Raw genomic sequence first — 24,415 nt, forward strand, 5'->3', positions numbered from 1 at the left:
CCCTCCATAAATATTTTTGGCTTTGGTGCTGGAGGATGCTTAGGCGTTTGATGGTTTGGAACTATAGGACCTTGAGATAAACAAATCTCAATTTTCGGTTTTGGAGATGGTGCTGGTTTAGGGCATTTATGATCCTCTCCATATCCACGATGCTCCTCAGTCATAAAAATCTTCGGTTTTGGTACAGGCTTAGGAGTCCGATGAAACGGTTCTACAGGATCAGAATCCTGACTATGGATTTTAGACGGATTAGGTTGTGGTGGAGGTAAAGGACTTCTGTGCTTGCGCTCATAATCTGACATAAAAAATATCCTTATCTGTTGTGGTGACATAAGGATACCACTTCGCCGGAAGTGGTTAAACATCCGGCACTTACAAATATTCAAAAGCGCCCTGCAGCTCAAACTTAAACTGTGATGAGTAAAGGTAACAAGCTGACGGGGCGCTTCTGAATGCAGACCTTAACTGGTCGTGTGGAGTAGTAAACCGCTGTTGATAGGTTTCTATGTGCAGTATGGAAACCCTGACGCAGTACCTTTAAATCTTTACGGAGTAGTTAACGTATGAGTAATGACCGTATGACTGTTATTCCCGATTTCTTCGGGGAACTGGATGCAGGTGTATTCCAGAACAAACTGGCAGCCGCGCTGAATAACGTGGCGCTGGGTGTTCTCAATAATGGCGGTAAGGGCAAAGTGCAGGTTACGTTCGATCTTGAGCGCCTGAACAATTCTATTGAAGAAAAGCGTGTTGAGATTAAACACAAGCTGTCTTTCACCACCCCAACACCACGCGGTAAATCTTCTGAGGAAGATACCACCGAAACGCCAATGTACGTCAATAAGGGCGGTAAGTTGACAATCCTTCAGGAAGATCAGGGGCAACTATTTTCAATTACTGGTTCCCCTGACGGCAAGCTGTCAGCAGCCAAATAACCCATCAACTCATTATTAATTTTAAGGAAAGAATTCATGACTCAATTAGACGCATCAGCAATTAAAGAAGTCCGCGATCTGGCACTGGCTGAACACTTAACGCACGACTTATCAGAAACCACCTTCAGTGCGGTGGTACTACCTGAAGGTTATAGAATTCAGCGATTAGAGCACCTGAACGAAATGCGTGACCGTTTTCGTGGTTGCATGAACACAACCAGTATTGATGATTTTGTTCGCTATTCCATCCAAAACGCCATGTTTGAATCTAATCCTGCCGGTTGCTTCATTAATGCAGATGCTATGGAAGCTGTCAGTATTTTTAATATTGGCAGCATCATTGAACCCGGCCATGCAGATAACACCGCATCAATTGCATTAAAGAAAACCGCCCCTTTCCGTGCCCTGCTGGATATTAACGGCCGCAAAAACCGCCAGAAAGACTTAGCTGAGTGGCTGGAAGATTGGCGTGATTATCTTCTTGCCTTTGATGCTGAAGGTAACGAAATGATCATCAAGCAAGCCGTATCAGCTATTCGCCGTATCAGTATTGAAGCTATGTCTACATCTGATCACGAAGATCAGGACTTCAGCGCTAAACGATCGGTAATGGAAAGTGTAGAAGCCAAGAGCAAAGAGACTATGCCGGTTGCGTTTGAGTTTAAGTGTGTTCCTTATGAGGGCTTAACCGATCGGCGCTTCAGTCTGCGTCTTAGTATTCTGGCCAGTGATACCCCTCAGTTAGTTCTGCGTATTATTCAACTGGAAACAGCCGAAGAAGCGATCGCAACCGAGTTCCGCGACCTGCTGATCGAGAAGTTCACTGATAAACCGGTTAATACCTTTATCGGTTCGTTTAAAGCGTAATGCTGCCCAAAGCTACCGGTTCGCCGGTGGCTTTACGAAGTGTTACGGCGCTGTGCAGGCGCTACCTAATAATCGACGTGGAGTAATTTTAATGAAAAAGTTTTTTACCCTGCTGGATCGCAGAAATATTCCTTACACCCTCAGTGATAACGGCGTTGAGATTAAAGGTTGCCTTGACTTAGAAGGTGATGATATCTCCGCGCTGCCGGATAACCTGACTGTAGGTGGCTGGCTGCGCCTGTCCGGTACCCAGATTACCGCGCTGCCGGATAACCTGACTGTAGGTGGCTGGCTGGACCTGTCCGGTACCCAGATTACCGCGCTGCCGGATAACCTGACTGTAGGTGGTTCGCTGGACCTGTCCGGTACCCAGATTACCGCGCTGCCGGATAACCTGACTGTAGGTGGCTGGCTGCGCCTGTCCGGTACCCAGATTACCGCGCTGCCGGATAACCTGACTGTAGGTGGCTGGCTGTGCCTGTCCGGCACCCAGATTACCGCGCTGCCGGATAACCTGACTGTAGGTGGTTCGCTGGACCTGTCCGGTACCCAGATTACCGCGCTGCCGGATAACTTTTCTTGCGATAGCTTATATCTCGATGTTAAGCGTATCAATAATATTTCATACCGCGAAAATTGCAGATATTGCAGCCGTACTATTTTCGCCGCCTGGACAGGCAAAGAATTCAGAATTGCCGCTGGCTGCTTCTTCGGTACGTTGAATGAGTTTGAAAATGCTGTTGACCGCAAATATACCGGTAGCGCGGCAAAGGCTTACAAACAAGCTGGTCGTGATTGCGTGGCTGAATTAACGGTAAAACTGAACCCGTCAGTCTAATTAATATCGGCCCACTATGCAGGTGGGCTTAATCAACCCTGTGTGGAGTAATTAACATGTCTTGGTTAACGACAATTTCAGGTAAGCATTTTAACTATCAAAATCCCGACCCGGGTTCTATTTGCATTCGCGATATTGCCCGTGCTCTGTCCCATGAATGCCGGTTTGCAGGTCACGTTCCAGCATTTTATTCAGTTGCCCAGCACTCTGTATTCGTCAGTCACTTAGTACCACAAGAATTCGCCATGGAAGCACTGATGCATGATGCTGTTGAAGCATACTGCAAAGATATCCCTGCCCCATTGAAACGCCTGTTACCTGATTATCAGGCAATAGAGCACCGTATCGACCAGTTAATTCGTGGCTTATTCAAGTTGCCGGCAGAGCACAGTAAAGAAGTTAAGCATGCTGACCTTGTTGCACTGGCAACTGAGCGCCGTGATTTTGGGCTTGATGATGGTACCGCGTGGCCAATCTTGGAGGGGATTACCCCAGACAAAGAACTAATTCTTAGCTGGCCTGCATATGATGCATATAACGCATTTATTGACCGGTTCTATGAACTGAAAAATGCAGGCTACCAAGCCTCAGTAGAGGGCCAGAAACTATGAGCCAGATTAAGTTCTCTTTCGGCGCAAAGCTGTTTATAGCTGGCATCATTTTAGTCTGGGTACTGTGTATATCTGCATTGGGAGTGCTTATTCATGGCTAAATTACATAAAGCAATTGAAACGCTAGTCCGCTGCCGTGGCGAGTATTTCAGCTTTGTCAAAATCGGCATGATGGTCGAAGTCTACGGTGATTTGGGTACCATCGTCGGAGTTAATGACTCTGCAAATCTGGATGTAGTTTTCACCAACCAACTGAAGCATGGAAAGCATAAATATAACTGCCACCCAACCTGTGAAATTAAGTATTTCGATGCTGAAGACGAAGTGATTGCCGACTATAGCGACAAGGGAAAGATTGGAGGTGGCCAATGACAAATAAAACCGTAACGATTGAATTAACGCCTGAAGAACTGGGGGAGCTTCTTGAAATGGCTGACTGTTTTGATTGGAAAAATAAAGATTTTCAGTCGGTTTGTCAGAAGCTGGATAGTGCCAAATCTGAGTTTATCACTAAAGCACTGGGAGAGAGCAAATGAACGAAAAATTCAAAAAGGTTTTTACTGAACAAGGAACATTCAAGGCGTGGAACGCATGTGAAGCATGGTTAAAGGCGCATGGTTACAGCTATGGCCGCTTAGACCGTTATAACAATGTTGGCGTGCTTAAAGGTGATTGGATTATTTCGAAGTGGCACAACCTCAGCAGCGAAGAAATAGCAGGCTTAGATGGTGTGGTAAGCGGTGATTTCCGCGAGGGGCCAGTGACCGTTCGCCTGAAGGAAGCTCCTCAAATTGAAATTACAGCACTACCGGTAGAGCGTGGCGAGCACGGCTATTGGACACATCCGGTCTATGAAAAGTTTTGCGATGGGCGTGAATATGTACCCACAGAAGAATTCAATAAATGACTTAAATCTCTGGGCTTAACTTGGGTTTATGAGCGTATGGACACCGATGAAAGTTCCGAAGAAGGCTCAGAATATGCAGAACACGGCTCATGTTCTAAATGGATTCCGTCGCAACCAGGTGATGGCGATTGGTTTATAGGCTCTATCCACGAAACAGAAGATGGCCCTGTCTGCATTTGGCTGCGTAAGGTGGCTGTATGAGTAATGATATCAACGCAATTGTACTGCGGTTAAAGGCTGGCGCTGAAATAAACATGAGCCAATCATTGATTGTGCCGAACGTGGAAATAATAGCTGTATGTGCTGCTCTGGAAGCAGCACAGAAGCGGAATGCAGAGCAGCACATACAGCTTGCAGCTCAGTCTGTACCGGTAGTGCCGGATGAGATGACATTTCATGATGCGGTCTCGTTTACACTAATCAACGGCATGAGCGGCATTGGCCAGAATACGGCGGTAATGCGCACATGGAACGCATGCCGCGCTGCAATGCTATCCACATCACCAACCCAGCAACCAGAAACCCTACCCTGCAATATTCTTCTTGAGCCAGGTCTAAGATTGGGTAAAGGCATTCCAACCAGCACGTTAATCATGGCCCTCAGTCGTAGGGCTGAATATGAACGTGATAAGAAAAATGCTACCCCCCGAAGAAACGGAACGTATGAAGCAAGCGTTTGAATCGTTAATGACATGCGCTGGAGCGTTAAAAGTTAAACGGTCAGTGTATAACCCTGATGAATGGAGATTAGTGCCAATTGAGCCGACAGAAGACATGATTGTTGATGGTTTCGAGTCTGTACCTCATCCCCTTTTCGGTGATAGGGGGGAATGGGAGAAGTACAACGGTATGAGCGGATGCCAACAGGCAGCACATAGGGCAAAACTTTGCTGGCAAGCGATGATAGCAGCAGCACCAGCGCTGGAGGATAACCAGAATGGCTAAAATAACCGTAGTTCTTGAAGTACCTGACGATGAAGTAATCGAGGTTTCAGCAGGTGTTCAAACATTTACCGGACGTGTCTGTGCCGTTGCTTTCAAAGATGCTTTATCCGAGCCTGATGCAATGGAAATAGAAACCGCCGTAAAAGAGGAACTGATAAAGCAATCGAAGCCTGGCGGAATGTTAAGTAAGTGGTAAATAAGTAATAACGGCCCACGTGCAGGTGGGCCACTACTGTGTGGAGAAATAGCCATGATCCAAATGTTAACACTTGAAGAATGGGCGTTGGATAAATACCGAAGCAATCCCCCTTCCAAAAGCACCCTAATGAAATATGCCAGAGCTGGGCATTTCCAACCACCAGCGAGGAAAGAAGGAAGGCTATGGAGAGTGCGGGAAGATGCGGAGTTAGTAGGTCAATTGGCCACGCCTGAAATCAAGAGAAATGATAACCCTAAGTTACAGAGGATCTTAAACGATGGCAGCCAGACCCCGTAAAAATAACGTTGATATACCTAATCTATACCCTCTTTATAGTCGGTCGGCAAATAAGGTTTATTGGCGTTATCGCCACCCTATCACGGGTAAATATCACGCTCTTGGTACCGATGAACAGGAAGCAAGAGAAATCGCTATTGAGGCTAATACTCGGCTGGCAGAACAACGCTCCCGGCAGATATTAGCGCTCAATGATCGAATTGCAATGATAAAAGGAAAGGAAATTACGGTTAGTACCTGGCTTGATCGTTACTGGAAAATTCAGGAAGAGAGACTGAAGGAAGGCGATATTAAGCCGAATACATTTAAGCAGAAAAAGAAACCTGTTGATTTACTGCGCCACAACTTTGCAATGAAACCCCTGCCGGCAGTTGATGCAAGAGACATTGTATCAATACTGGACGCATCCAAAGAGGCCGGACAACATAGAATGGCTCAAGTTATCCGTTCTGTTTTAATTGATGTATTTGCGGAAGCACAGCAAGCTGGCGAAGTTCCCCCGGGCTATAATCCAGCTCTGGCCACCAAACAACCGCGAAGGAAAATAACCCGGCAGCGTCTGAATCTGGATGAATGGCAACAGATTTTTAATATTGCAGATAAGAACCATACGTATATGGGTAATGCAATGCTTCTTGCTATTGTGACCGGTCAGCGCCTGGGTGATATCTCTAAAATGAAATTTAGTGATATTTGGGATGACCATTTACATATTGTGCAGGAAAAGACTGGGGCAAAATTGGCGATCCCCCTTTCGATAAAATGTCACGCCATTAACTGGACGTTAAAGGATGTGATCACAAAATGCCGCGATCGAGTAGTAAGCCATTATCTTGTTCACTACACCAAACCAACATCCATGGCGAAACGTGGCGGACAGGTCAGCCCTAATACACTCACAACCAACTTCAGTAAGGCTCGGGATCTAACGGAAATTGATTGGGGTGATGGAACACCAGCAACATTTCATGAGCAACGGTCACTATCGGAACGTCTTTATAAAGAACAGGGAATTAATACCCAGCTATTGTTAGGTCATAAGTCGCAGAAACAAACAGACAGTTACCACGATGACCGAGGTAAGGATTGGATTACTATTGCAGTGTAGTTGACTAATTCAGATATTCGGGGCTATAGTGACCGCACTAGAAAATACAAGCGGACACTCCGCACCCGATAGTTTTGCGGCTTTTTTATGCCTGCGATATGGCATATCCACAGACAAAGATCGGGTGGAGAGGCGTTAATACAATACCCGCAAGGGGAATATGCCCGGAGCTACTTGTATGCTCTAGTTGACACCCGGTCACCAACTACTAATTGGTGACTGTAACTAAAAATACAAGGAATCATACTATGACAGCTCAACTCATCCCCGTTTTTAATGGCAATATCTCCAACGAAACCACGCTGCTTTGTAACGCCAGAGAATTACATACATTCTTAAAAATAGGTAAGCGCTTTGCATCATGGATTACTGAACGCATTGCAGAGTATGGATTTATTGAGAATCAGGATTACGTTTTGATTTCCCATAATCGGGTAAACGTACGTTAAATGATGCAAAAGAAATTCTTAAAAAGGAAACGAAGAATATAGAGCCTCATCCCAGCCAAATTTTAGGCGCAAACTGGCGGACCGTTTTAACAAGAATCCGAAGCGAAAACATACAAAACACCTAGTGATTTATGTCACATTTTTCATCGTGAAATTTAGGAGTTTTGATAAAACGTTTTGATAATGTTTTGATAATAGATAGCAAGCTAACAATAAAAAACGGGAGCGTTCAGGCTCCCGTCAATATTTGTGACACTTTCTGCAATTACATGCAGGCAATCACATCTTTACCAAACTCGCTACAGGAGCGCTCTTTAGCGTCATCCATCATACGGGCGAAGTCATAAGTGACAGTTTTATTCTTAATTGCCCCTTCCACGCCTTTGATGATTAGGTCAGCCGCTTCGGTCCAGCCCATATGACGCAGCATCATTTCAGCAGACAGGATAACTGAACCTGGGTTCACCTTATCCTGACCAGCATATTTTGGTGCCGTACCGTGAGTTGCTTCGAACAATGCGCAGTCATCGCCAATGTTTGCTCCAGGAGCAATACCGATACCACCCACCTGTGCAGCCAGAGCATCAGAAATATAATCACCATTAAGATTCATCGTCGCGATGACATCATACTCTTCCGGACGCAACAGAATTTGTTGCAGGAAAGCATCAGCAATAACGTCGTTGATAATAATATCTTTACCCGTCTTAGGATTTTTGACCTTCAACCATGGGCCACCATCAAGCAGTTCACCGCCGAACTCTTCTTTCGCTAACTGGTAGCCCCAGTCTTTGAAAGCGCCTTCGGTAAATTTCATGATATTACCTTTGTGCACCAGCGTAACCGAGTCACGATCGTTATCAATTGCATACTCAATTGCTGCACGAATCAGGCGTTTACTTCCTTCTTCCGAGCACGGTTTAATACCGATACCGCACTGTTGTGGGAACCGAATTTTAGTTACACCCATTTCATCACGCAGGAATTTAATCACTTTATCTGCTTCAGCGGTGCCCGCTTTCCACTCAACACCAGCATAAATATCTTCTGCGTTTTCACGGAAAATCACCATATCAGTCAGATCAGGGCGTTTAACCGGACTTGGAGTTCCTTCAAAATAACGCACTGGACGCAAACAAATATAGAGATCCAACTGCTGACGAAGTGCTACGTTCAAAGAACGAATACCGCCACCAACAGGTGTTGTCAGAGGGCCTTTGATAGCCACTTTATATTCACGAATTAAATCCAGCGTTTCATCAGGTAACCAGACGTCTTTACCATATACCTGAGTTGATTTCTCACCAGTATAGATTTCCATCCAGGAGATTTTTCGCTCGCCGCCGTAAGCTTTCTTTACTGCCGCATCAACAACATCAATCATGACAGGCGTTACATCAACACCAATACCGTCGCCTTCAATATAAGGAATGATAGGATCTTGCGGAACTGTGAGTTTGCCATTAGCGTTAACTGTAATTTTTTTACCTGTGGCAGGAACAACTACTTTGCTTTCCATCAAACTCTCCTCTGAGGACATGTTTGTTAATTTTTTGTAAGATGCGTACATGATACTACTTGAATACTTTCAGTCCGCCAATCAAAAACTTTTTCAAGTATAATGATTTAACGATTCAACACGCGAAATGTCATGTTAAAACTAGCAACTAAAAAAAATTCTGCCACTGGCAGAAGACAAAAAACCGTCAGTCGTGCGCCCAAAGCCCCACGACGCGTAATCTTGTTCAATAAACCCTATGATGTATTACCTCAGTTTACTGACGAAGCCGGCAGAAAAACGTTAAAAAATTATATTCCTGTAACCGGCGTTTATGCCGCAGGAAGACTGGATCGCGATAGTGAAGGCCTGCTGGTTTTGACAAACGACGGTAAATTACAGGCAGAATTAACACAACCGCAACATAAAACAGGGAAAGTCTATTTGGTTCAGGTGGAAGGAATTCCTGACACCGCGGCACTGGAAAAATTACGCCATGGTATCACGCTCAACGATGGACCGACGCTTCCGGCAGGTGCAGAACTTATTTCAGAGCCAGAGTGGTTATGGCCACGAGAACCACCAATTCGCGAACGTAAAACGATTCCAACCAGTTGGATTAAGATCACGCTGTATGAAGGCAGAAACCGTCAGGTTCGTAGAATGACGGCCCATGTTGGATTTCCTACCCTGCGATTAATTCGTTACAGTCTGCATAACTGGAGTCTTGATGATCTCGCCCCCGGCGAATGGAAAGAGGTGAAATATGTCTGACAACCAATATAAACCCCATGTCACTATGGCCTGCGTTGTCCAGGCTGAAAATCGGTTTCTAATGGTAGAAGAACGAATTCATGGTTTACCGACGTTAAATCAACCGGCGGGTCATCTTGAAGCCAATGAGACGCTGTTAGAAGGCGCCCAAAGAGAGTTGTGGGAAGAAACGGGTATTCATGCTGCACCACAATCTTTAATGCAGATTTACCAATGGACTGCCAGCGATGGCACGCCATTTATCCGCTTTACTTTTGCCATCGATTTAGCCGAAATACCAGAGACCATGCCTCATGATAGCGACATTGAACGCTGTCTGTGGTTAACGGCAGAGGAAATTATTCATGCCCCCAATTTGCGTTCTCCTTTAGTCAGAGAAAGTATGATTCGTTACCTACAACCTGAACGCTATCCCCTTTCGATACTGGAAAACTTTAAATAACCAAAAAGCGTTTTGTGTTAAGCGGTGCGCCAGCGCTATCAACGTGCTAAAATGCTGCGCTGCGAAGCAGTCCCAACAATATATTTTGTATCACAGTCATAACAGTACGCGAGAGCCCCATGTCAGATAATAGCCAGAAAAAAGTCATTGTCGGAATGTCCGGCGGTGTTGACTCCTCCGTTTCAGCCTGGTTGCTACAACAGCAAGGCTATCAGGTGGCCGGTTTATTTATGAAAAACTGGGAGGAAGATGACTCTGACGAGTATTGTTCCGCTGCCACCGATCTGGCGGATGCTCGGGCTGTCTGTGATAAGTTAGGAATTGAGCTATATACCATTAATTTCTCTGCGGAATACTGGGATAACGTATTCGAACACTTTTTGGCTGAATACAAAGCGGGACGTACGCCAAATCCGGATATTCTGTGCAATAAAGAGATCAAATTTAAAGCATTTCTGGAATTTGCAGCAGAAGACCTTGGTGCAGACTATATCGCGACGGGTCATTATGTACGCCGTCAGGATGTTGACGGTAAAAGCCGCCTATTGCGTGGTGTAGACGCCAATAAAGATCAAAGTTACTTTCTTTATACTCTTAGCCATGAGCAGGTTGCTCAAAGCCTGTTTCCCGTTGGCGAACTGGAAAAACCGGAAGTTCGCAACATTGCTGAACAGTTAGATTTAGCCACCGCGAAAAAGAAAGATTCCACGGGTATCTGCTTTATTGGTGAACGTAAGTTCAAAGATTTTCTGGCTCGTTATTTACCTGCGCAACCGGGTGAAATTGTCACCGTTGATGGCGATAATGTTGGTACTCATCAGGGTTTGATGTACCACACACTTGGGCAGCGCAAAGGATTAGGTATTGGCGGTTTAAAGGACGGTGGAGAGGAACCGTGGTATGTGGTTGATAAAGATCTTATAAACAATCGTCTGATTGTTGCACAAGGCCACGATCATCCCAGCCTGTTTTCCACGGGTTTGATTGCCCAGCAGCTACACTGGGTCGATCGTAATGAAATCACTGAAACTTTCCGCTGTACGGTTAAAACTCGCTATCGTCAGCAGGATATTCCTTGCACTGTGATACCACATGGGTCAGACCGTATTGAAGTTCGTTTTGATGAGCCCGTAGCAGCGGTTACCCCAGGACAATCAGCCGTTTTTTATCAGGGCGAAGTTTGCCTTGGAGGCGGCGTTATTGAAGAACGTTTACAGGATTAATTGTGGCAAAGAATTATTATGATATTACCGTAGCTCTGGCTGGTATAGCTCAGTCAGCTCGCCTGGTTCAGCAACTGGCTCATAACGGCCAGTGTGATAACGATGCCCTTTCTGTTTCGCTAAAAAGCATTCTGGTGACGGATTCCCCTTCTACCCTGGCTGTATTCGGGCATGAAAGCGATTTAAACGTTGGTCTGGATACCTTACCTTGCGTGTTAACCAATAATCGTCAGGAGCTAAGTGCAGAAATTACTCGCTATGTGCTTAGCCTGATGGTGCTGGAACGTAAACTTTCGGGTAATCCTCAAGCGCTAAATGAACTATCTAATCGCATCGGTCAACTTGATCGCCAACTGGCTCATTTTGATATTGAATCAGAAACCATTATCAGTTCCCTTGCCAGTATTTATGTTGACGTTGTTAGCCCTCTGGGCCCGCGTATCCAAGTAACAGGCTCCCCGGAAGCGTTACAAAAACCACTGGTTCAGGCTAAAGTCCGTGCCGCGCTATTAGCCGGTATTCGCGCCACGGTGCTTTGGCAGCAAGTCGGCGGAAGCCGCCTGCAATTTATGTTTTCACGCAATCGCCTGTTACAGCAGGCCAGAGAAATTGTTGCTCATCGTTAAACTTTCAGACTTCAGGAGTCTTACTGATGGAATTATCTTCACTGACCGCCGTATCCCCTATTGATGGACGTTACGGAGATAAAGTCAGTTCATTACGCTCAATCTTCAGCGAATTTGGCTTACTTAAATTCCGTGTTACGGTGGAAGTTCGTTGGTTACAAAAATTGGCAGGTTGTGCACAAATAAAAGAAGTTCCCGCTTTTAGCAAAGAAGCAAACGATTACCTTGATAAAATTGTCGCTAACTTCAGTGAATCAGATGCCCTGCGAATTAAAACCATTGAGCGAACTACCAATCACGACGTTAAGGCCGTAGAGTATTTCCTCAAAGAAAAAGTGGCAGCAATTCCTGAGTTACAGGCAATTTCAGAATTCATTCACTTCGCCTGTACCTCAGAAGATATCAATAACCTTTCTCACGCGTTAATGCTCTCTACCGCCCGTCAAACTGTTCTGTTACCTGCCTGGCGTGAAATCATTGACGCGATTAAAAGTCTGGCTGCTCAATATCGGAATATTCCGTTGCTTTCCCGTACCCATGGACAACCAGCGACACCAAGCACCATTGGCAAAGAGTTTGCTAATGTTGCTTATCGTATGGAACGTCAATATAAGCAACTGGGTCAGATTGAGATTTTAGGTAAAATTAACGGTGCAGTAGGCAACTATAACGCGCATATGGTGGCCTATCCTGAAGTGAACTGGCACCAGTTTAGCGAGAGTTTTGTTACATCGCTGGGCATCACATGGAACCCTTACACCACACAAATTGAACCTCATGATTACATTGCTGAGCTGTTTGATTGCATAGCCCGTTTCAATACCATACTGCTGGATTTTGACCGTGATATCTGGGGCTACATCGCTCTGAATCACTTTAAGCAAAAAACAATTGCTGGTGAGATTGGTTCTTCAACCATGCCACATAAAGTGAATCCAATTGATTTCGAAAATTCCGAAGGTAATTTAGGATTGGCAAATGCCGTGTTGGGGCATCTGGCAGCTAAACTGCCAGTATCGCGTTGGCAGCGTGACCTGACTGACTCTACCGTACTACGTAATCTGGGCGTTGGCATTGGTTATGCCATGATCGCTTATCAGTCCACAATGAAAGGCATCAGCAAGCTGGAAGTTAATGAAAGTAACCTTCAAAACGAGCTGGATCACAACTGGGAAGTTTTGGCTGAACCAATTCAAACTGTGATGCGTCGTTATGGTATCGAAAAACCTTATGAGAAGCTGAAAGAGTTAACCCGCGGTAAGCGCGTTACTGCTGAAGATATGCAAGTCTTTATTGATAAACTGGAATTACCGGAAGATGAAAAAGTACGTTTGAAAACCATGACTCCGGCGAACTACATCGGCTATGCAGTAAATATGGTTGATGAGTTGAAATAATTTAGACCTTAATACTTTCAATGTAGGGCGCTATCATAGCGCCCTATTTTTTCGATCAATTATTTAAGATCGTTCAGGCTGGCGCCAAAGTTGATATGTAACACCTCATCACCAAATACCAGAGCCGGAACACTTTTTACTCCAGCTTTCTCTGCATCAGCAATTTTTTCTTTTTCCTGACCTAAATGAACGATACGTACTTTTGTCGCAGGATCGATAAGGCTTAATACTGAGTTTTCAGCGCTGATGCAAACCGGGCAACCTGCGTGATAAAAAATTACTTCCTTTGTTTTATTAACCATTTTTTTACTCTCCAATTAATTTGGTATCGATTCGATACCAAATAACAATAAAGAATAAAGTAACAACTTGTCAATATTGTTTCGAATCGATACTATCTTTGTAGCGGAGGAGAATAATGACACTATTTGATATTTTGGAACGGCTGGCAAATCTGCAACAGAGCTGTTTTTATCGAGATCCACAACTACGCCATTTGCCTTCAGTGCAGATCAGTGCGTTATATTATCTTTCTCGTTGTAATCACTACTCTAATACGCCTGGTGCCGTTGCTGAGTACCTTGGATTTACCAAAGGTACAATTTCGCAATCATTACGCAAACTAGAAAACCAAGGGTGGATAATCCGTGAGGGTGATAGTCATGACAAACGTATTGTACGGTTGTTTATAACCGACAAAACCAGAGAGATCCTCTATGGAGTAATCTCTCAAAACGCTATTGACCAGGCATGTACCTCCCTTAGTCACCAGGGAGAACCGTTGCAGGCGCAGCTTCTTCAGCTACTACGTCAGTTGCAGAGGCAAGAGAATCAACGAATATTTGGTGAATGCCATCAATGCCGCTTTCATCAAACAAAACAAGCACAACCCTATTGCGGTTTAACTCAAGAGTTAATACCAGATAAAAATACTCGATTAATTTGCCGGGAATTTCAGTAAAAAAGTTACTATGCATGTTCTTATAGCCACGGCAATATTTCGTCGTGGCTAATCTTTATTATTACACTTTAAAACGTTGTTCTGTCAGTTTCACAATTTCCACCAACACTTCACTGGCTGCCCGAAGTGATTTAATCGGCAGATATTCATATATTGAATGAAAATTATGCGCCCCGGTAAATACATTAGGGCAAGGCAAGCCATTTTGCGACAACGCTGCACCATCATATCCACCACGCATAGGTGTCACTTTAGGTTCAATATTCAAATTACGATAGGCCTGTGTGGCAATCTCTATCGGATAGGCTGACTCGCCCTGCAAGCTGTTAAATACATTGGCATAACGATCGGAAAGTGTACATTTCACACTACCTTCCCCCCAAAGTGCCGCACAATTATCAGAAAGGTTTTGCAGGAATTGCATTCTCTGCTGGTATCCTTGCTCGGTAAAATCTCTGACATCCATATTCAGTATAGTTTTTGCACTGTTTCCCTGCAGCTGTTTAACCCAGTAATACCCCTCCCGACCTTCTGTGTATTCTGGCGCCTCGCCTCCGGGTAACATCGAAATAAACTTATGAGCCATTAGCAATGAGTTCTTCAATTTTCCTTTTGCTGACATGGGATGAGCTGACTGGCCAGTAAACACAATAACCGCATCCCCCGCATTCCAGTTCTCATACACCAGTTCACCAATACCACAACAATCCAGCGTGTAGGCAAAGTCCGCACCAAAGCTTTTAACATCAAATACTTTAGAACCTCTCAGCCCCTGCTCCTCGTCAGGAACCAGGCCGACTTTTACAGAACCATGTTTAATCTCCGGGTGCTGAACTAAATACTGGATCATATTCACAATAGAGGCGATAGCCGCTTTATCATCAGCACCTAACAGGCTGGTACCATCAGTGACAATAATTTCATCGCCAATATAATCACTCAACTCAGGAAATTCATTCTGGCGTAAATAGATATTCTGTTGCTTATTCAGGCAAAGATCTCCGCCAGAATAAGGTAATATTTGTGCATGTGTATCTGCAGTTTGCTCTGCGCTGGTATCCAGATGACCAAAAAAGGCAACTACAGGAAGAGGATAATCAACGTTGGCAGGAAGCGTAGCCGTTAGTATCGCGCGCTCACTAACCTGAACATCCTGTAAACCAAGCGCTCTTAGTTCTTCTGCAACCTGATTAGCCAGCACCCGTTGTCCTTCAGACGACGGCATAATACCAGCAGCCCCGTTTTCTCTATTCGTTGTTGTATTAATTTTGGTATAGGAAATAAAACGCTCAACAATATCCACTCTATTCACCTTTTATTTTTTAAGTTGTTTTACTTACGGTATCACAGGGTTGATATTTGTTGAATTCATTTCAATCCATTAAAAATCATTATTTATCAATGAACTGATATTAATCACCGAAGTAAATTCCATAACATTATAAGAATTACGTTATATATAAAATAATTTTATTTCTGATAACTAATATATATTCAGGCGTTTGCATAAGCGTGTGTTATATCCAGACAGTAACTAAAAAACACGATATTACTATACATTTCAATGTCGATTTCCGCTGTTAACTGTATAGTTTACGCTGATGATGTTAAACTTAGCTTCATCAGCCAGACTTTGGCATTCATTCCATCTTTACTGCATTAACTCTGTCTGAAACAGCCTCCGCTAATGTCACGCATAGGAAAGAAAATGGGTTCGATAACAGATTTATTCCAGGCACTCCTGCATCAGGACTTCAAAACATTAGCTAATCCGGAATTTCTTTGGGCCATTTATGGCATCTTATTTCTGATAATTTTTCTGGAAAATGGTTTATTACCTGCCGCATTTTTACCAGGAGACAGCCTGTTATTATTGGCTGGCGCATTAGTTGCCCAAGGCTCTTTACATTTTCTTCTTACGATAGCGGTGCTTTCTACTGCGGCTGCACTCGGTTGCTGGTTTAGCTACCTCCAGGGGCGATGGCTGGGAAAAACCAAGACGGTACAGGGATGGATGTCAAAAATACCTGCGCACTATCACCAACGAGCACACCAGTTATTCCATCGCCATGGCTTTTTTGCACTGCTTATTGGCCGCTTTCTGGCATTTGTGCGTACATTATTACCAACAATTGCAGGCCTCTCTGCTCTTGATGCAAAGCGCTTTCAAATTTTTAACTGGTTGAGTGCGGTGTTGTGGGTAAGTGTTGTTACTACTCTGGGATATCTTATCAGCCTGACACCACTGTATAAGCACCATGAAGCTGCCGTTATGAACGGATTAATGATTTTACCGGTCGCTTTACTGGTTATCGGGCTGATTGGTTCTCTCATTGTGGTATTAAAGAAAAAATCCGAGAAAAAGAGATAATCAATATTTCTATTGTCAGGTATCCGCGTTGATTATGTAATACCTGAGGCAGCCATTAGTTACAGGGCATATTCATTGCTACCTTACAACGAGCAAGAAAAACGCTAATGGCTTCATCATAGTTCAGTTCCTTAAACAAAATAGCTCGTTCAAATAACTGTTCGCCCTGCTCATCATTCCAGCACCATTGTATTTTCACAGTACTCTTTATTGGTTCGATTTCTAACGCTACTAAAGCGTTTTGGCGGCACTGTTGAGCCTGGAGGATAAAATCGGTAAGTTCCATTGGGTTTCCTCAATAACATTAATAATCATTTTATAACCGGCTTTATATTAATCGGTATAAGCTCAGATAGTTACCGCTCAAATGGTAACATCTTACTGCTTTTTCAATGCTATAGTTGCGACAAATTAATCATGCTACTTTCAGGAATTCTTCATTTCTATGAGTATTGAAACACTTAAATTTATGCAAGATGAGCGCCAACGACTTATCGGCAAAGCCGTATGTCGTCTCAATACCCTTGGGGAAGATCTCTCTCGTGAGAATATTATCAATACACTGGAGGATTTGATGACAGAAACTGATGATGCCTCACAGCAACGAGTTATTCAGGATGCCATTACTGCTTTTATTGCTACGAATGGAAAGTTTACCTTGGCTCGCTAAAATCAGCACAATTCAATACTAAAAGACTCAGATAGAACTAAATGATAAACATAAAAAAACCACCTTACAGGTGGTTTTAACTAATTCTGTATTCTGATTTTATCAATATCAAATGGTGCCCGGGGCGAGACTTGAACTCGCACGGCGTTACCGCCGAGGGATTTTAAATCCCTTGTGTCTACCGATTCCACCACCCGGGCGTACTTGATATTGGAGGCGCGTCCCGGAGTCGAACCGAGGTAGGCGGATTTGCAATCCGCAGCATGGCCACTCTGCCAACGCGCCGTAATATTCATATGAATATTAATTTGGAGCGGGAAACGAGACTCGAACTCGCGACCCCGACCTTGGCAAGGTCGTGCTCTACCAACTGAGCTATTCCCGCACCTAAAACATTATATCAGAACTTACTGATTTAGTTGCTTATCCTAATTAAGACCGCTGCCGTAATTGGATGCTGTGCATTCTACTTACCTGACGAGGTGAGTCAATAGAATTATTACAACATTTGGTTCGTTTGCTGCTTTTTCCGGCGTATCGGCTATGGTTCCAGCAAGTCTGCCTTAGAAGCTTTCAAATATTGGAACATGGACCAGAACGTTAAGATCGTGGCGATATATAGCAAAATAAAGCCAAAAATTTCAACTAAAGGGTTAGGCCGCCACAACAATATGACTAAAGCCAACATTTGTGCTGAAGTTTTTACTTTACCTACCCATGAAACCGCAACGCTGCTACGTTTACCAATTTCAGCCATCCACTCTCTTAAAGCGGAAATAATAATTTCACGCGCAATCATGGTCGCTGCCGGCAATGATATCCACCAAACATGATAATACTCAGAAACTAACACCAATGCCGTCGCAACCATCACCTTATCAGCGACCGGATCGAGAAAAGCACCAAAGCGTGTAGTTTGCTTCCAACGGCGAGCCAGAAAACCATCAAACCAGTCAGTCACCGCAGCAACCACGAAAATGATGGCACAAACCATTGGAGCCCATTGATATTGCGCTGGCAGGTAGAACGCCACAACAAAGAATGGAATCAAAATGATGCGAAAAAGCGTAAGCAGAGTCGGTATATTAAATTGCATAGTGCTATGGTGCTCTATTGCTGTTCAGTATAAAAGAGAAGGCGTATGCCTATGTTGCTACATACTCTTCAGGGTTTCAATGCATTGTGTATCTTTTCTGCTAAAGATTGCGAAATCCCAGGTATTTTTGCGATCTCTTCGACGGTAGCACTCAATAATGGTTGCAAGCCGCCCATATATTTTAGCAATGCCTGACGACGTTTTGGACCCACGCCTTCAATATGCTCCAATGCGCTGGTATTTCTGACTTTTGCCCGCCGTTGTCGATGTCCGGATATAGCATGATCGTGCGAATCGTCACGAATATGTTGAATCACATGTAACGCTGGTGAATCTGGCGGTAAAGAGAATCCTTCACCTTCCGCAGCAAGAAACAGCGTTTCCAGCCCTGCTTTACGATCACTACCTTTAGCAATCCCGACCAATAGAGGTTTGGTTTTATCCCAATCAACATCTAACTGGTTAAAAACATCAATAGCTTGTCCTAATTGCCCTTTACCACCATCAATAAAAATTACATCTGGAATTTTCTCGTCGGTTAGCGCTTTTCCATATCGCCGTTTTAGCACTTGCGACATAGCTGCATAATCATCACCAGGCGTTATACCAGTAATATTGTAGCGCCGATATTCAGAACGAAGTGGACCATTGCTATCAAATACCACACAGGAAGCAACCGTTTCCTCCCCCATAGTATGGCTGATATCAAAACACTCCATTCGATTAATTTTGGTTAACTTCAATACTTCAGCTAACGAAACGAGGCGTTGATGGATTGTTGATTGCTGAGATAGCTTAGTTTTAAGAGCTATTTGCGCATTGGTTCTTGCCAGTTTTAAATAACGAGCACGATCCCCTCTGGGATTACTTTGTATCTGAATTTTTCGTCCGGCAACTTCCGATAATGTCTCTTCCAGAGCATTTTTATCCGGTAAGGAGAAATCCAGCAAAATCTCTCCGGGTAGCGACCTTGATTGACTTCCTTGCAAATAAAACTGACCAACGAAAGTCTGAACAACTTCCTCCAACTCAGTTCCTTTCGGAATTTTCGGATAATAACTTCGACTGCCAAGTACCTTACCCTGACGCAAGAACAACACATGCATGCACGCAAGTCCGGCTTCATAGGAGACACCAATTACATCCAGATCATCACTATCGCCAGAAACAAATTGCTTTTCAGTAACCCGTCTAATAGCCTGAATTTGATCGCGAATGCGCGCCGCATCTTCAAAATTGAGTGACTGGCTTGCTTGCTCCATATTAGTTATCAACTGATTCAGTACTTGCTGGTCTTTACCTTCCAGAAACAATCGAACGTAATTTACCTGTTTCTGATACTCATCATCACTGACCAGCCCTGCAACACAAGGTCCCAAACAACGGCCAATCTGATATTGCAGGCAAGGTCGTGAGCGGTTGCGATAGACGCTATCCTCACATTGGCGTACAGGGAAAAGTTTCTGCAGCAATGCCAGCGTTTCACGTACTGCCCCTGAATTAGGGAACGGTCCAAAATACTCCCCTTTGGCTTGTTTTGCACCTCGATGCATTTTTAGGCGGGGGTGTTTATCTGAACTCAGAAAAATGAGTGGATAAGATTTATCATCGCGTAGCAAAACGTTATAACGCGGTTGATACAACTTAATATAGTTATGTTCAAGTAATAACGCTTCTGTTTCAGTATGGGTAACCGTAACATCGATATTAGCAATACTTTTGACCAACGCTTCGGTCTTTCGACTGCTTACATTCTGGCGAAAATAACTGGATAAGCGTTTTTTGAGGTCTTTTGCCTTTCCTACATAAATAACAACGCCAGAAGTATCGTACATACGATAAACTCCTGGCTCATTTGTTACATATTTTAAAAATGCTTTACTATCAAAACTGTCAGTCACTATTTAACAATTTCTCTGATGTCACAATGCCATGACGAATAGCAAGATGTGTTAGTTCCACATCACCACTAATGTTCAATTTGCTAAACATCCTGTAACGATAGCTGTTGACCGTTTTAGGACTGAGATTAAGTGTTTCTGCAATCTCATTAACTTTTAATCCTTTTGTGATCATTAGCATAATCTGCAGCTCACGTTCAGACAAACTGGATAATGGTGTATCCGCCTCTGGCTCTAACTGACTTAATGCCATCTGCCGGGCAATATCAGCACCAATGTAACGCTGCCCGGATGCAATTGCTCGAATAGCATTAATCACTTCCTGAGGTGCAGCACCTTTACTCAAATAGCCAGAAGCCCCCGCCTGCATAACTTTTGCAGGTAGCGGGTTTTCAGTATGGATAGTCAACATAATGACTTTAATGTCGGGTGAGTAGCGCAAAATTTTACGCGTAGCCTCCAGACCACCAATGCCCGGCATATTCATATCCATTAAGACGATATCTACGCTATTGGAACGACACCACTTTACAGCATCCTCGCCGGTCTGTGCTTCGCCAACAACTTTTATCCCTTTGACATCTTCCAGAATGCGTCGGATCCCTGCGCGCACCAATTCGTGGTCATCAACAAGAAGAACGCTTATCAACAGAAAGTCTCCAAACAAGAAAGGTAAAGAGATGCTCTTTAATCATTACGTAATAGTTCATAAAAAACACTCAACCGACTGATAGTACAGGATGAAACACTATTTCAAAATCAAAATATATTCAACCTGCCAACAAATCCATCCTTCAAAGGTAACTTAGGTTTACATATCCTCACGGCAAACTCAACGAAAAGATTTACTACCATACCGACATTTTTATGATTATATCAATAATATAGCTATTCGTCTGTAATGATACGCTAATCAACTAAAGACTGTTACAAAGCCTATATAACAGAATAGAAAGTCGACCTTAATCAGCGGTATTTTGATTATATTTCATCCGTGAATGTCTCAAAGAGTTACAAAAAGTTAGTCGATATCATCCTTTGCATGAAAAGATAAACAGCTCATAAACTCAGATTTTCAAATCAAAACCGTTGTGTGATTAAACTATCCAAATAAAATGACGTTGATAAATCATCATTTTTTGTGTCTACTTATCGCGATGACTATGTAGTCAATTTGTTAATCACAATGAAATCATATTTAATATGAATCCCTTATCGTCCTAATAAACAACCCTATTTTCAGGAGGTCATGATGATCGTATTACTTCAGGTAGATTTTAGTATGCCCGCAGAAATGTTAGGTGAAAATTTATCCAAAAGTGCCGTTTCTCTGGCTGAAAGTATAAATAATGAGCCTGGTTTTATTTCAAAAATCTGGACTGAAAACCTGCAAACAGAAGAAGCTGGTGGTATCTATTTATTTACCGACCGCGAGTCAGCCGAACGCTATTGGGAAATGCATCAAAAACGCATTGCTTCTTTCGGTGTTAAAACTGCAAATTGCAAAATTTTTGATATCAATCTCCCATTAACTAAAATCACCCACGGTAAAGTTGAATAGCTATCATATGTGACATGAGTCCCTTCTTATGGGCTTATGTCACATATGTCCTGCTCAGGCCGCTACAACAATCCGTGACTGGTTATCTTTCATCATTGTCATTACTGTATTTCCTCTGGTTATAAGATCATCGCGATTAACATAACTTAGCTGTGATCCTGTCCAGGTTTTATCAAAAATCAATATTGCCACACCGAATGCAGCCGTTGTAACTTCTTGCCGCTTATCTGCTGGAATGAACCATTTAGGCATATCAAATGAAATTCGTCCGCGTATAAAGGCAATATGATCGGCTTTATCTCCCGGCCACCATTCCTCTGCCGTTGCCACCTTAACTAAATAGACATAACGTCCTCCTAACTCTCTTTGATTAATGGTATGACGCATAATGTGAGACATACCTGTAATGTAATGTCCTCTATGTTGTTTGGCTCTGGAATATGGCGGATTAGCAAATGCTGCGCCATTCAACATCGATAATTCCTCAGCCCAATTTTTGGTTAATGCATTATCTGCCGCCGTGTAATAACTTGCGCATTTACTGTTTTCACCATCACTAAACAAATCCAAAACCAGTGGCCCATATAAATTATCGATCCCCCAAAACAACGCGTCTGGCGTACACCACTGATCGCCAATATCTTTCAACTGATGGTTAGGTTTTGAACGTAATGTCTTAACTTGCTTCAAATACTCTGCTCTTGAAAAATCAACCATATATGCACTCTTAATTTAATAATTTTCAAATGGTAATAACGCCCTCCATCAAGCATTCATTACTAAAACACTCAATAACAGGTAGATGGAAAATGTTTTTACGCGACACCATTTAAATAAAAGCCAGGATAATAGGCTACCTATAAATATAAAGTCTACAGTTATAATTTCAAATGAAAAATAAAATATTTTATTAAAATATGTATCAAACCAACTTTTTTAACCATTGAAAATATAAAAAAACAATTAACTTTAAAAATAATAACAAAAATAATGAGATTTGAAAAAATAATTTTAAAAAAAATAAAATAATTAAAATACCAATCCCATATTATTTTTAATGATATTAAAACATAATGATTAATAACTAAGTAGCACCATGATTTTAAAATTAACTAAAAGTTAACAATGGACAAGTTAAAATTTATTAATCAACTTTTTTAATATATAAAAATCATTCATCACAATAGGATACTGGTATATGTCCGCACTCTCTCAAGGCACATTAAATTAACAAAATTAGTGTGATTCTTTCGTCGAAATGAGACTTTAATCTTATTAAATATATTCGAAAAGCTAACTACGCTTAAAAATTACAACACAAATGAGAGCCACTAATTGTGTAACAAAATGTTTTTTTACATTAGAAAAAGCTATTTTCATTATTAGAGTTACTGCTTATTTTATGCCATTCATACATCAATTGAATCAAATAACCTTAGTAGCTACTTAAGAATAGCTCAGCAAAAGGAATAAAAGATCGATAATAACCAATTATTTTATTTTTTATGTCGAACAAAGAAGTCATGTGAAAATAAAAAACCATAAAAAGAAGAGAGTAAATTTGAATACTTCAAGACTCATATCTCTTAAAAAACGTATGACTCCCCTTCTCATTCGCAAAAAAACTAGTGATTTTACCAGCTTGTTTTATAGACCAAATCTCAGTGATAATTACCCCAGCGTTTTATCAGTTACAAATTTACTGTTTTTGGTTTGCCGTGAAACCGACTCCACACACTTTTTGGGTTTCACGGCTATTTTTTTGTCCTGAATTCGCGTCACTTGACCACCGACATGTCCCACATAGCCTCTTCATTTAAAGAGTTATAAATAAATTCAGCCGTTTTCAGGCAATAAAAAACCACTCTGCAGTAAGCAGAATGGTTTTTAAACGTGAATCTCAGTTTCTCAGGCGAGGTGCCTGGAGTTGATCTCTAATTGATGCAGCCAGTTCATCAAGAGAGGGTTGTTCAGGATGTGTTTCCGCATCTTCTCCCGAGAGTTGTATTTCTGCAAGATAAGTATGGATTGGTTGCCCCTCTTCATCTTCCATAACAACGTGATACCAGGGGGCATTTCTCAAGTTATCATCTGCAGCAACTTCATCAGAAGCGGGCTGCTCCAGGGAATACTCAGCATCAATATCAATTATTACGCCAAGGTTACCCAGTAACTTATGTCTGACTTGCTGACCAATAGAAAATTTACTGGTAATCATTGTAGCCTCCTCGTATTCAGATCCTACCTTTTCCTTAAATATGGGGGGAACCCGTCATATTTCAAGTTAAATTGTGCTATCGATACAGATTCAGGGCTAAACTCACCTAACTTTACATTTAAATGCACTTAACGGGCTTCGGTAAACCTGCGATTTTGGTAGCTTGTTTTGCGGGACCTTTCACAAAAAGACGATAAAGGTAGCGGCTGTTTCCCTTTTCCTCTCCATATTTTTGTGTCATTGCTTTTACTAGCATTCGTATAGCGGGTGAAGTATTAAATTCTTGATAAAAGTCTCTTACAAAATGGATGACTTCCCAATGCTCCGCTGTTAACTCAATATTCTCTTGCCGGGCAAGAATCACTGCCATTGACTCACTCCAGTCATTACTGTTAAGCAGATACCCCTGAGCATCAGTCTCTACCATGCGCCCTTCAAACTCGAACATACAACCTCAGCATTGTTATTGATGAAGATTTTGATTTTTGATCATTGTAACGTAAAAACTCTATACTCAGCAC

General features: G+C 42.7%; 30 protein-coding genes, 3 tRNA genes and 3 pseudogenes. 22 read left to right on the plus strand and 14 right to left on the minus strand.

What is annotated here, in order from left to right; translation table 11 throughout:
* A pseudogene (locus tag I2494_RS13270) lies at nt 1-302 on the minus strand (hypothetical protein); the annotation flags it as partial.
* A gap of 261 nt (nt 303-563) precedes the next feature.
* On the opposite strand from I2494_RS13270, the gene I2494_RS13275 reads away from it, so the two are divergent.
* The 13 genes and pseudogenes from I2494_RS13275 to I2494_RS13335 form a co-directional block, all read left to right on the plus strand.
* The gene (locus tag I2494_RS13275) at nt 564-935 is read left to right on the plus strand and encodes a hypothetical protein (RefSeq protein ID WP_218468818.1); all 372 of its coding nucleotides are present in this window, start codon (nt 564-566) and stop codon (nt 933-935) included.
* A gap of 36 nt (nt 936-971) precedes the next feature.
* On the plus strand, nt 972-1,802 hold the full coding sequence (locus I2494_RS13280) for a YfdQ family protein (RefSeq protein WP_218468817.1): 831 nt from the start codon (nt 972-974) through the stop codon (nt 1,800-1,802).
* 91 nt (nt 1,803-1,893) lie between these two features.
* On the plus strand, nt 1,894-2,640 hold the full coding sequence (locus I2494_RS13285; protein ID WP_228350954.1) for a leucine-rich repeat domain-containing protein: 747 nt from the start codon (nt 1,894-1,896) through the stop codon (nt 2,638-2,640).
* Between the two features lie 56 nt (nt 2,641-2,696).
* Nucleotides 2,697-3,251, plus strand: a complete 555-nt coding sequence (locus I2494_RS13290; RefSeq protein ID WP_218467256.1) for an HD family hydrolase — start codon at nt 2,697-2,699, stop codon at nt 3,249-3,251.
* A 93-nt stretch (nt 3,252-3,344) separates the two neighbouring features.
* A complete protein-coding gene (locus I2494_RS13295; RefSeq protein WP_218467257.1) occupies nt 3,345-3,623 on the plus strand; it encodes a hypothetical protein in 279 nt (92 codons plus the stop codon).
* Nucleotides 3,620-3,787, plus strand: a complete 168-nt coding sequence (locus I2494_RS13300) for a hypothetical protein (protein WP_218467258.1) — start codon at nt 3,620-3,622, stop codon at nt 3,785-3,787. The genes I2494_RS13295 and I2494_RS13300 overlap by 4 nt, the downstream gene beginning before the upstream one ends.
* 254 nt (nt 3,788-4,041) lie before the next feature.
* Nucleotides 4,042-4,155, plus strand: a pseudogene (locus I2494_RS20710) (hypothetical protein); the annotation flags it as partial.
* Nucleotides 4,156-4,355: 200 nt separating this feature from the next.
* Nucleotides 4,356-4,838 carry a hypothetical protein gene (locus I2494_RS13310; protein ID WP_218467259.1) on the plus strand — a complete coding sequence of 161 codons (483 nt, stop codon included), beginning with the start codon at nt 4,356-4,358 and terminating at the stop codon, nt 4,836-4,838.
* The gene (locus tag I2494_RS13315) at nt 4,822-5,103 is read left to right on the plus strand and encodes a hypothetical protein (protein ID WP_218467260.1); all 282 of its coding nucleotides are present in this window, start codon (nt 4,822-4,824) and stop codon (nt 5,101-5,103) included. Before I2494_RS13310 ends, I2494_RS13315 begins: the two co-directional genes overlap by 17 nt.
* Nucleotides 5,096-5,299, plus strand: coding sequence for a hypothetical protein (locus I2494_RS13320; protein ID WP_228350955.1), 204 nt, complete (start codon nt 5,096-5,098; stop codon nt 5,297-5,299). The genes I2494_RS13315 and I2494_RS13320 overlap by 8 nt, the downstream gene beginning before the upstream one ends.
* 54 nt (nt 5,300-5,353) lie before the next feature.
* Nucleotides 5,354-5,599, plus strand: a complete 246-nt coding sequence (locus tag I2494_RS13325; protein ID WP_140921035.1) for an excisionase — start codon at nt 5,354-5,356, stop codon at nt 5,597-5,599.
* Entirely contained in the window at nt 5,580-6,707 is a 1,128-nt protein-coding gene (locus tag I2494_RS13330) for a site-specific integrase (RefSeq protein WP_218467262.1), read from the plus strand. Before I2494_RS13325 ends, I2494_RS13330 begins: the two co-directional genes overlap by 20 nt.
* Before the next feature lie 248 nt (nt 6,708-6,955).
* Nucleotides 6,956-7,141, plus strand: a pseudogene (locus I2494_RS13335) (antA/AntB antirepressor family protein); the annotation flags it as partial.
* A 280-nt stretch (nt 7,142-7,421) separates the two neighbouring features.
* Here the strand turns inward: I2494_RS13335 and icd are convergent.
* Nucleotides 7,422-8,675 (minus strand): NADP-dependent isocitrate dehydrogenase, encoded by a 1,254-nt coding sequence (gene icd, locus I2494_RS13340; RefSeq protein ID WP_218467264.1) that lies wholly within the window; start codon nt 8,673-8,675, stop codon nt 7,422-7,424.
* A 132-nt stretch (nt 8,676-8,807) separates the two neighbouring features.
* Here icd and rluE point away from each other — a divergent pair, with 132 nt between their 5' ends.
* The 5 genes from rluE (at nt 8,808) to purB (ending at nt 13,116) form a co-directional block, all read left to right on the plus strand.
* Complete coding sequence (gene rluE / locus I2494_RS13345) at nt 8,808-9,428, plus strand: 23S rRNA pseudouridine(2457) synthase RluE (protein ID WP_218467265.1); 621 nt, start codon at nt 8,808-8,810, stop codon at nt 9,426-9,428.
* Nucleotides 9,421-9,870, plus strand: a complete 450-nt coding sequence (locus tag I2494_RS13350; RefSeq protein ID WP_218467266.1) for an NUDIX hydrolase — start codon at nt 9,421-9,423, stop codon at nt 9,868-9,870. Before rluE ends, I2494_RS13350 begins: the two co-directional genes overlap by 8 nt.
* 119 nt (nt 9,871-9,989) lie before the next feature.
* Nucleotides 9,990-11,093 (plus strand): tRNA 2-thiouridine(34) synthase MnmA, encoded by a 1,104-nt coding sequence (gene mnmA, locus I2494_RS13355; RefSeq protein WP_218467267.1) that lies wholly within the window; start codon nt 9,990-9,992, stop codon nt 11,091-11,093.
* Between the two features lie 2 nt (nt 11,094-11,095).
* Nucleotides 11,096-11,719, plus strand: a complete 624-nt coding sequence (hflD, locus tag I2494_RS13360) for a high frequency lysogenization protein HflD (protein WP_218467268.1) — start codon at nt 11,096-11,098, stop codon at nt 11,717-11,719.
* 26 nt (nt 11,720-11,745) lie between these two features.
* Entirely contained in the window at nt 11,746-13,116 is a 1,371-nt protein-coding gene (purB, locus tag I2494_RS13365; RefSeq protein WP_218467269.1) for an adenylosuccinate lyase, read from the plus strand.
* 59 nt (nt 13,117-13,175) lie between these two features.
* Here purB and I2494_RS13370 read toward each other — a convergent pair whose 3' ends face one another.
* On the minus strand, nt 13,176-13,418 hold the full coding sequence (locus tag I2494_RS13370) for a thioredoxin family protein (RefSeq protein ID WP_218467270.1): 243 nt from the start codon (nt 13,416-13,418) through the stop codon (nt 13,176-13,178).
* Between the two features lie 116 nt (nt 13,419-13,534).
* Between I2494_RS13370 and I2494_RS13375 the strand changes: the two genes are divergently transcribed.
* On the plus strand, nt 13,535-14,077 hold the full coding sequence (locus I2494_RS13375) for a MarR family winged helix-turn-helix transcriptional regulator (protein ID WP_218467271.1): 543 nt from the start codon (nt 13,535-13,537) through the stop codon (nt 14,075-14,077).
* Nucleotides 14,078-14,138: 61 nt separating this feature from the next.
* Here the strand turns inward: I2494_RS13375 and pepT are convergent, their stop codons facing one another.
* The gene (gene pepT / locus I2494_RS13380; protein WP_218467272.1) at nt 14,139-15,380 is read right to left on the minus strand and encodes a peptidase T; all 1,242 of its coding nucleotides are present in this window, start codon (nt 15,378-15,380) and stop codon (nt 14,139-14,141) included.
* A gap of 405 nt (nt 15,381-15,785) precedes the next feature.
* On the opposite strand from pepT, the gene I2494_RS13385 reads away from it, so the two are divergent.
* Nucleotides 15,786-16,448, plus strand: coding sequence for a DedA family protein (locus I2494_RS13385; protein ID WP_218467273.1), 663 nt, complete (start codon nt 15,786-15,788; stop codon nt 16,446-16,448).
* Nucleotides 16,449-16,503: 55 nt separating this feature from the next.
* Here I2494_RS13385 and I2494_RS13390 read toward each other — a convergent pair whose 3' ends face one another.
* Nucleotides 16,504-16,734, minus strand: coding sequence for a hypothetical protein (locus I2494_RS13390; RefSeq protein ID WP_218467274.1), 231 nt, complete (start codon nt 16,732-16,734; stop codon nt 16,504-16,506).
* A 159-nt stretch (nt 16,735-16,893) separates the two neighbouring features.
* Here I2494_RS13390 and I2494_RS13395 point away from each other — a divergent pair, with 159 nt between their 5' ends.
* Nucleotides 16,894-17,118 carry a hypothetical protein gene (locus I2494_RS13395; protein ID WP_218467275.1) on the plus strand — a complete coding sequence of 75 codons (225 nt, stop codon included), beginning with the start codon at nt 16,894-16,896 and terminating at the stop codon, nt 17,116-17,118.
* A 113-nt stretch (nt 17,119-17,231) separates the two neighbouring features.
* On the opposite strand, the gene I2494_RS13400 is transcribed toward I2494_RS13395, so the two are convergent.
* The 6 genes from I2494_RS13400 to uvrY all read right to left on the minus strand — a co-directional run bounded on the left by I2494_RS13400 (nt 17,232) and on the right by uvrY (nt 20,764).
* Nucleotides 17,232-17,318, minus strand: a tRNA-Leu gene (locus I2494_RS13400).
* Between the two features lie 11 nt (nt 17,319-17,329).
* Nucleotides 17,330-17,403, minus strand: a tRNA-Cys gene (locus I2494_RS13405).
* Nucleotides 17,404-17,427: 24 nt separating this feature from the next.
* A tRNA-Gly gene (locus tag I2494_RS13410) sits at nt 17,428-17,503 on the minus strand.
* 156 nt (nt 17,504-17,659) lie between these two features.
* Nucleotides 17,660-18,214 (minus strand): CDP-diacylglycerol--glycerol-3-phosphate 3-phosphatidyltransferase, encoded by a 555-nt coding sequence (pgsA, locus tag I2494_RS13415; protein WP_218467276.1) that lies wholly within the window; start codon nt 18,212-18,214, stop codon nt 17,660-17,662.
* Nucleotides 18,215-18,282: 68 nt separating this feature from the next.
* Nucleotides 18,283-20,115 (minus strand): excinuclease ABC subunit UvrC, encoded by a 1,833-nt coding sequence (gene uvrC / locus I2494_RS13420; RefSeq protein ID WP_218467277.1) that lies wholly within the window; start codon nt 20,113-20,115, stop codon nt 18,283-18,285.
* Nucleotides 20,108-20,764, minus strand: coding sequence for a UvrY/SirA/GacA family response regulator transcription factor (gene uvrY, locus I2494_RS13425; protein ID WP_108899237.1), 657 nt, complete (start codon nt 20,762-20,764; stop codon nt 20,108-20,110). The genes uvrC and uvrY overlap by 8 nt, the downstream gene beginning before the upstream one ends.
* Nucleotides 20,765-21,367: 603 nt before the next feature.
* Here uvrY and I2494_RS13430 point away from each other — a divergent pair.
* Nucleotides 21,368-21,676: a monooxygenase gene (locus I2494_RS13430; protein ID WP_407657915.1), complete on the plus strand. Its 309-nt coding sequence runs from the start codon at nt 21,368-21,370 to the stop codon at nt 21,674-21,676.
* Nucleotides 21,677-21,730: 54 nt separating this feature from the next.
* Here I2494_RS13430 and I2494_RS13435 read toward each other — a convergent pair whose 3' ends face one another.
* From I2494_RS13435 to tusE, 3 genes are all read right to left on the minus strand, one after another.
* Entirely contained in the window at nt 21,731-22,393 is a 663-nt protein-coding gene (locus I2494_RS13435) for a phage N-6-adenine-methyltransferase (protein WP_218467279.1), read from the minus strand.
* A 1,183-nt stretch (nt 22,394-23,576) separates the two neighbouring features.
* Entirely contained in the window at nt 23,577-23,894 is a 318-nt protein-coding gene (hspQ, locus tag I2494_RS13440) for a heat shock protein HspQ (RefSeq protein WP_218467280.1), read from the minus strand.
* 118 nt (nt 23,895-24,012) lie between these two features.
* Entirely contained in the window at nt 24,013-24,342 is a 330-nt protein-coding gene (gene tusE, locus I2494_RS13445) for a sulfurtransferase TusE (protein WP_218467281.1), read from the minus strand.
* Nucleotides 24,343-24,415: the final 73 nt, after the last annotated feature.

The sequence above is a fragment of the Limnobaculum allomyrinae genome (assembly GCF_016649425.1).
In the GTDB taxonomy this organism is placed as follows: Bacteria; Pseudomonadota; Gammaproteobacteria; order Enterobacterales; family Enterobacteriaceae; genus Limnobaculum; species Limnobaculum allomyrinae.

Bases quoted from the DNA above. Each gene is read 5' to 3' on its own strand.
- I2494_RS13275 (WP_218468818.1), top strand. From the start codon at position 564: ATGAGTAATGACCGTATGACTGTTATTCCCGATTTCTTCGGGGAACTG.
- I2494_RS13280 (WP_218468817.1), top strand. From the start codon at position 972: ATGACTCAATTAGACGCATCAGCAATTAAAGAAGTCCGCGATCTGGCA.
- I2494_RS13285 (WP_228350954.1), top strand. From the start codon at position 1,894: ATGAAAAAGTTTTTTACCCTGCTGGATCGCAGAAATATTCCTTACACC.
- I2494_RS13290 (WP_218467256.1), top strand. From the start codon at position 2,697: ATGTCTTGGTTAACGACAATTTCAGGTAAGCATTTTAACTATCAAAAT.
- I2494_RS13295 (WP_218467257.1), top strand. From the start codon at position 3,345: ATGGCTAAATTACATAAAGCAATTGAAACGCTAGTCCGCTGCCGTGGC.
- I2494_RS13300 (WP_218467258.1), top strand. From the start codon at position 3,620: ATGACAAATAAAACCGTAACGATTGAATTAACGCCTGAAGAACTGGGG.
- I2494_RS13310 (WP_218467259.1), top strand. From the start codon at position 4,356: ATGAGTAATGATATCAACGCAATTGTACTGCGGTTAAAGGCTGGCGCT.
- I2494_RS13315 (WP_218467260.1), top strand. From the start codon at position 4,822: ATGAAGCAAGCGTTTGAATCGTTAATGACATGCGCTGGAGCGTTAAAA.
- I2494_RS13320 (WP_228350955.1), top strand. From the start codon at position 5,096: ATGGCTAAAATAACCGTAGTTCTTGAAGTACCTGACGATGAAGTAATC.
- I2494_RS13325 (WP_140921035.1), top strand. From the start codon at position 5,354: ATGATCCAAATGTTAACACTTGAAGAATGGGCGTTGGATAAATACCGA.
- I2494_RS13330 (WP_218467262.1), top strand. From the start codon at position 5,580: ATGGCAGCCAGACCCCGTAAAAATAACGTTGATATACCTAATCTATAC.
- icd (WP_218467264.1), bottom strand. From the start codon at position 8,675: ATGGAAAGCAAAGTAGTTGTTCCTGCCACAGGTAAAAAAATTACAGTT.
- rluE (WP_218467265.1), top strand. From the start codon at position 8,808: ATGTTAAAACTAGCAACTAAAAAAAATTCTGCCACTGGCAGAAGACAA.
- I2494_RS13350 (WP_218467266.1), top strand. From the start codon at position 9,421: ATGTCTGACAACCAATATAAACCCCATGTCACTATGGCCTGCGTTGTC.
- mnmA (WP_218467267.1), top strand. From the start codon at position 9,990: ATGTCAGATAATAGCCAGAAAAAAGTCATTGTCGGAATGTCCGGCGGT.
- purB (WP_218467269.1), top strand. From the start codon at position 11,746: ATGGAATTATCTTCACTGACCGCCGTATCCCCTATTGATGGACGTTAC.
- I2494_RS13370 (WP_218467270.1), bottom strand. From the start codon at position 13,418: ATGGTTAATAAAACAAAGGAAGTAATTTTTTATCACGCAGGTTGCCCG.
- I2494_RS13375 (WP_218467271.1), top strand. From the start codon at position 13,535: ATGACACTATTTGATATTTTGGAACGGCTGGCAAATCTGCAACAGAGC.
- I2494_RS13385 (WP_218467273.1), top strand. From the start codon at position 15,786: ATGGGTTCGATAACAGATTTATTCCAGGCACTCCTGCATCAGGACTTC.
- I2494_RS13390 (WP_218467274.1), bottom strand. From the start codon at position 16,734: ATGGAACTTACCGATTTTATCCTCCAGGCTCAACAGTGCCGCCAAAAC.
- I2494_RS13395 (WP_218467275.1), top strand. From the start codon at position 16,894: ATGAGTATTGAAACACTTAAATTTATGCAAGATGAGCGCCAACGACTT.
- pgsA (WP_218467276.1), bottom strand. From the start codon at position 18,214: ATGCAATTTAATATACCGACTCTGCTTACGCTTTTTCGCATCATTTTG.
- I2494_RS13430 (WP_407657915.1), top strand. From the start codon at position 21,368: ATGATCGTATTACTTCAGGTAGATTTTAGTATGCCCGCAGAAATGTTA.
- I2494_RS13435 (WP_218467279.1), bottom strand. From the start codon at position 22,393: ATGGTTGATTTTTCAAGAGCAGAGTATTTGAAGCAAGTTAAGACATTA.
- hspQ (WP_218467280.1), bottom strand. From the start codon at position 23,894: ATGATTACCAGTAAATTTTCTATTGGTCAGCAAGTCAGACATAAGTTA.
- tusE (WP_218467281.1), bottom strand. From the start codon at position 24,342: ATGTTCGAGTTTGAAGGGCGCATGGTAGAGACTGATGCTCAGGGGTAT.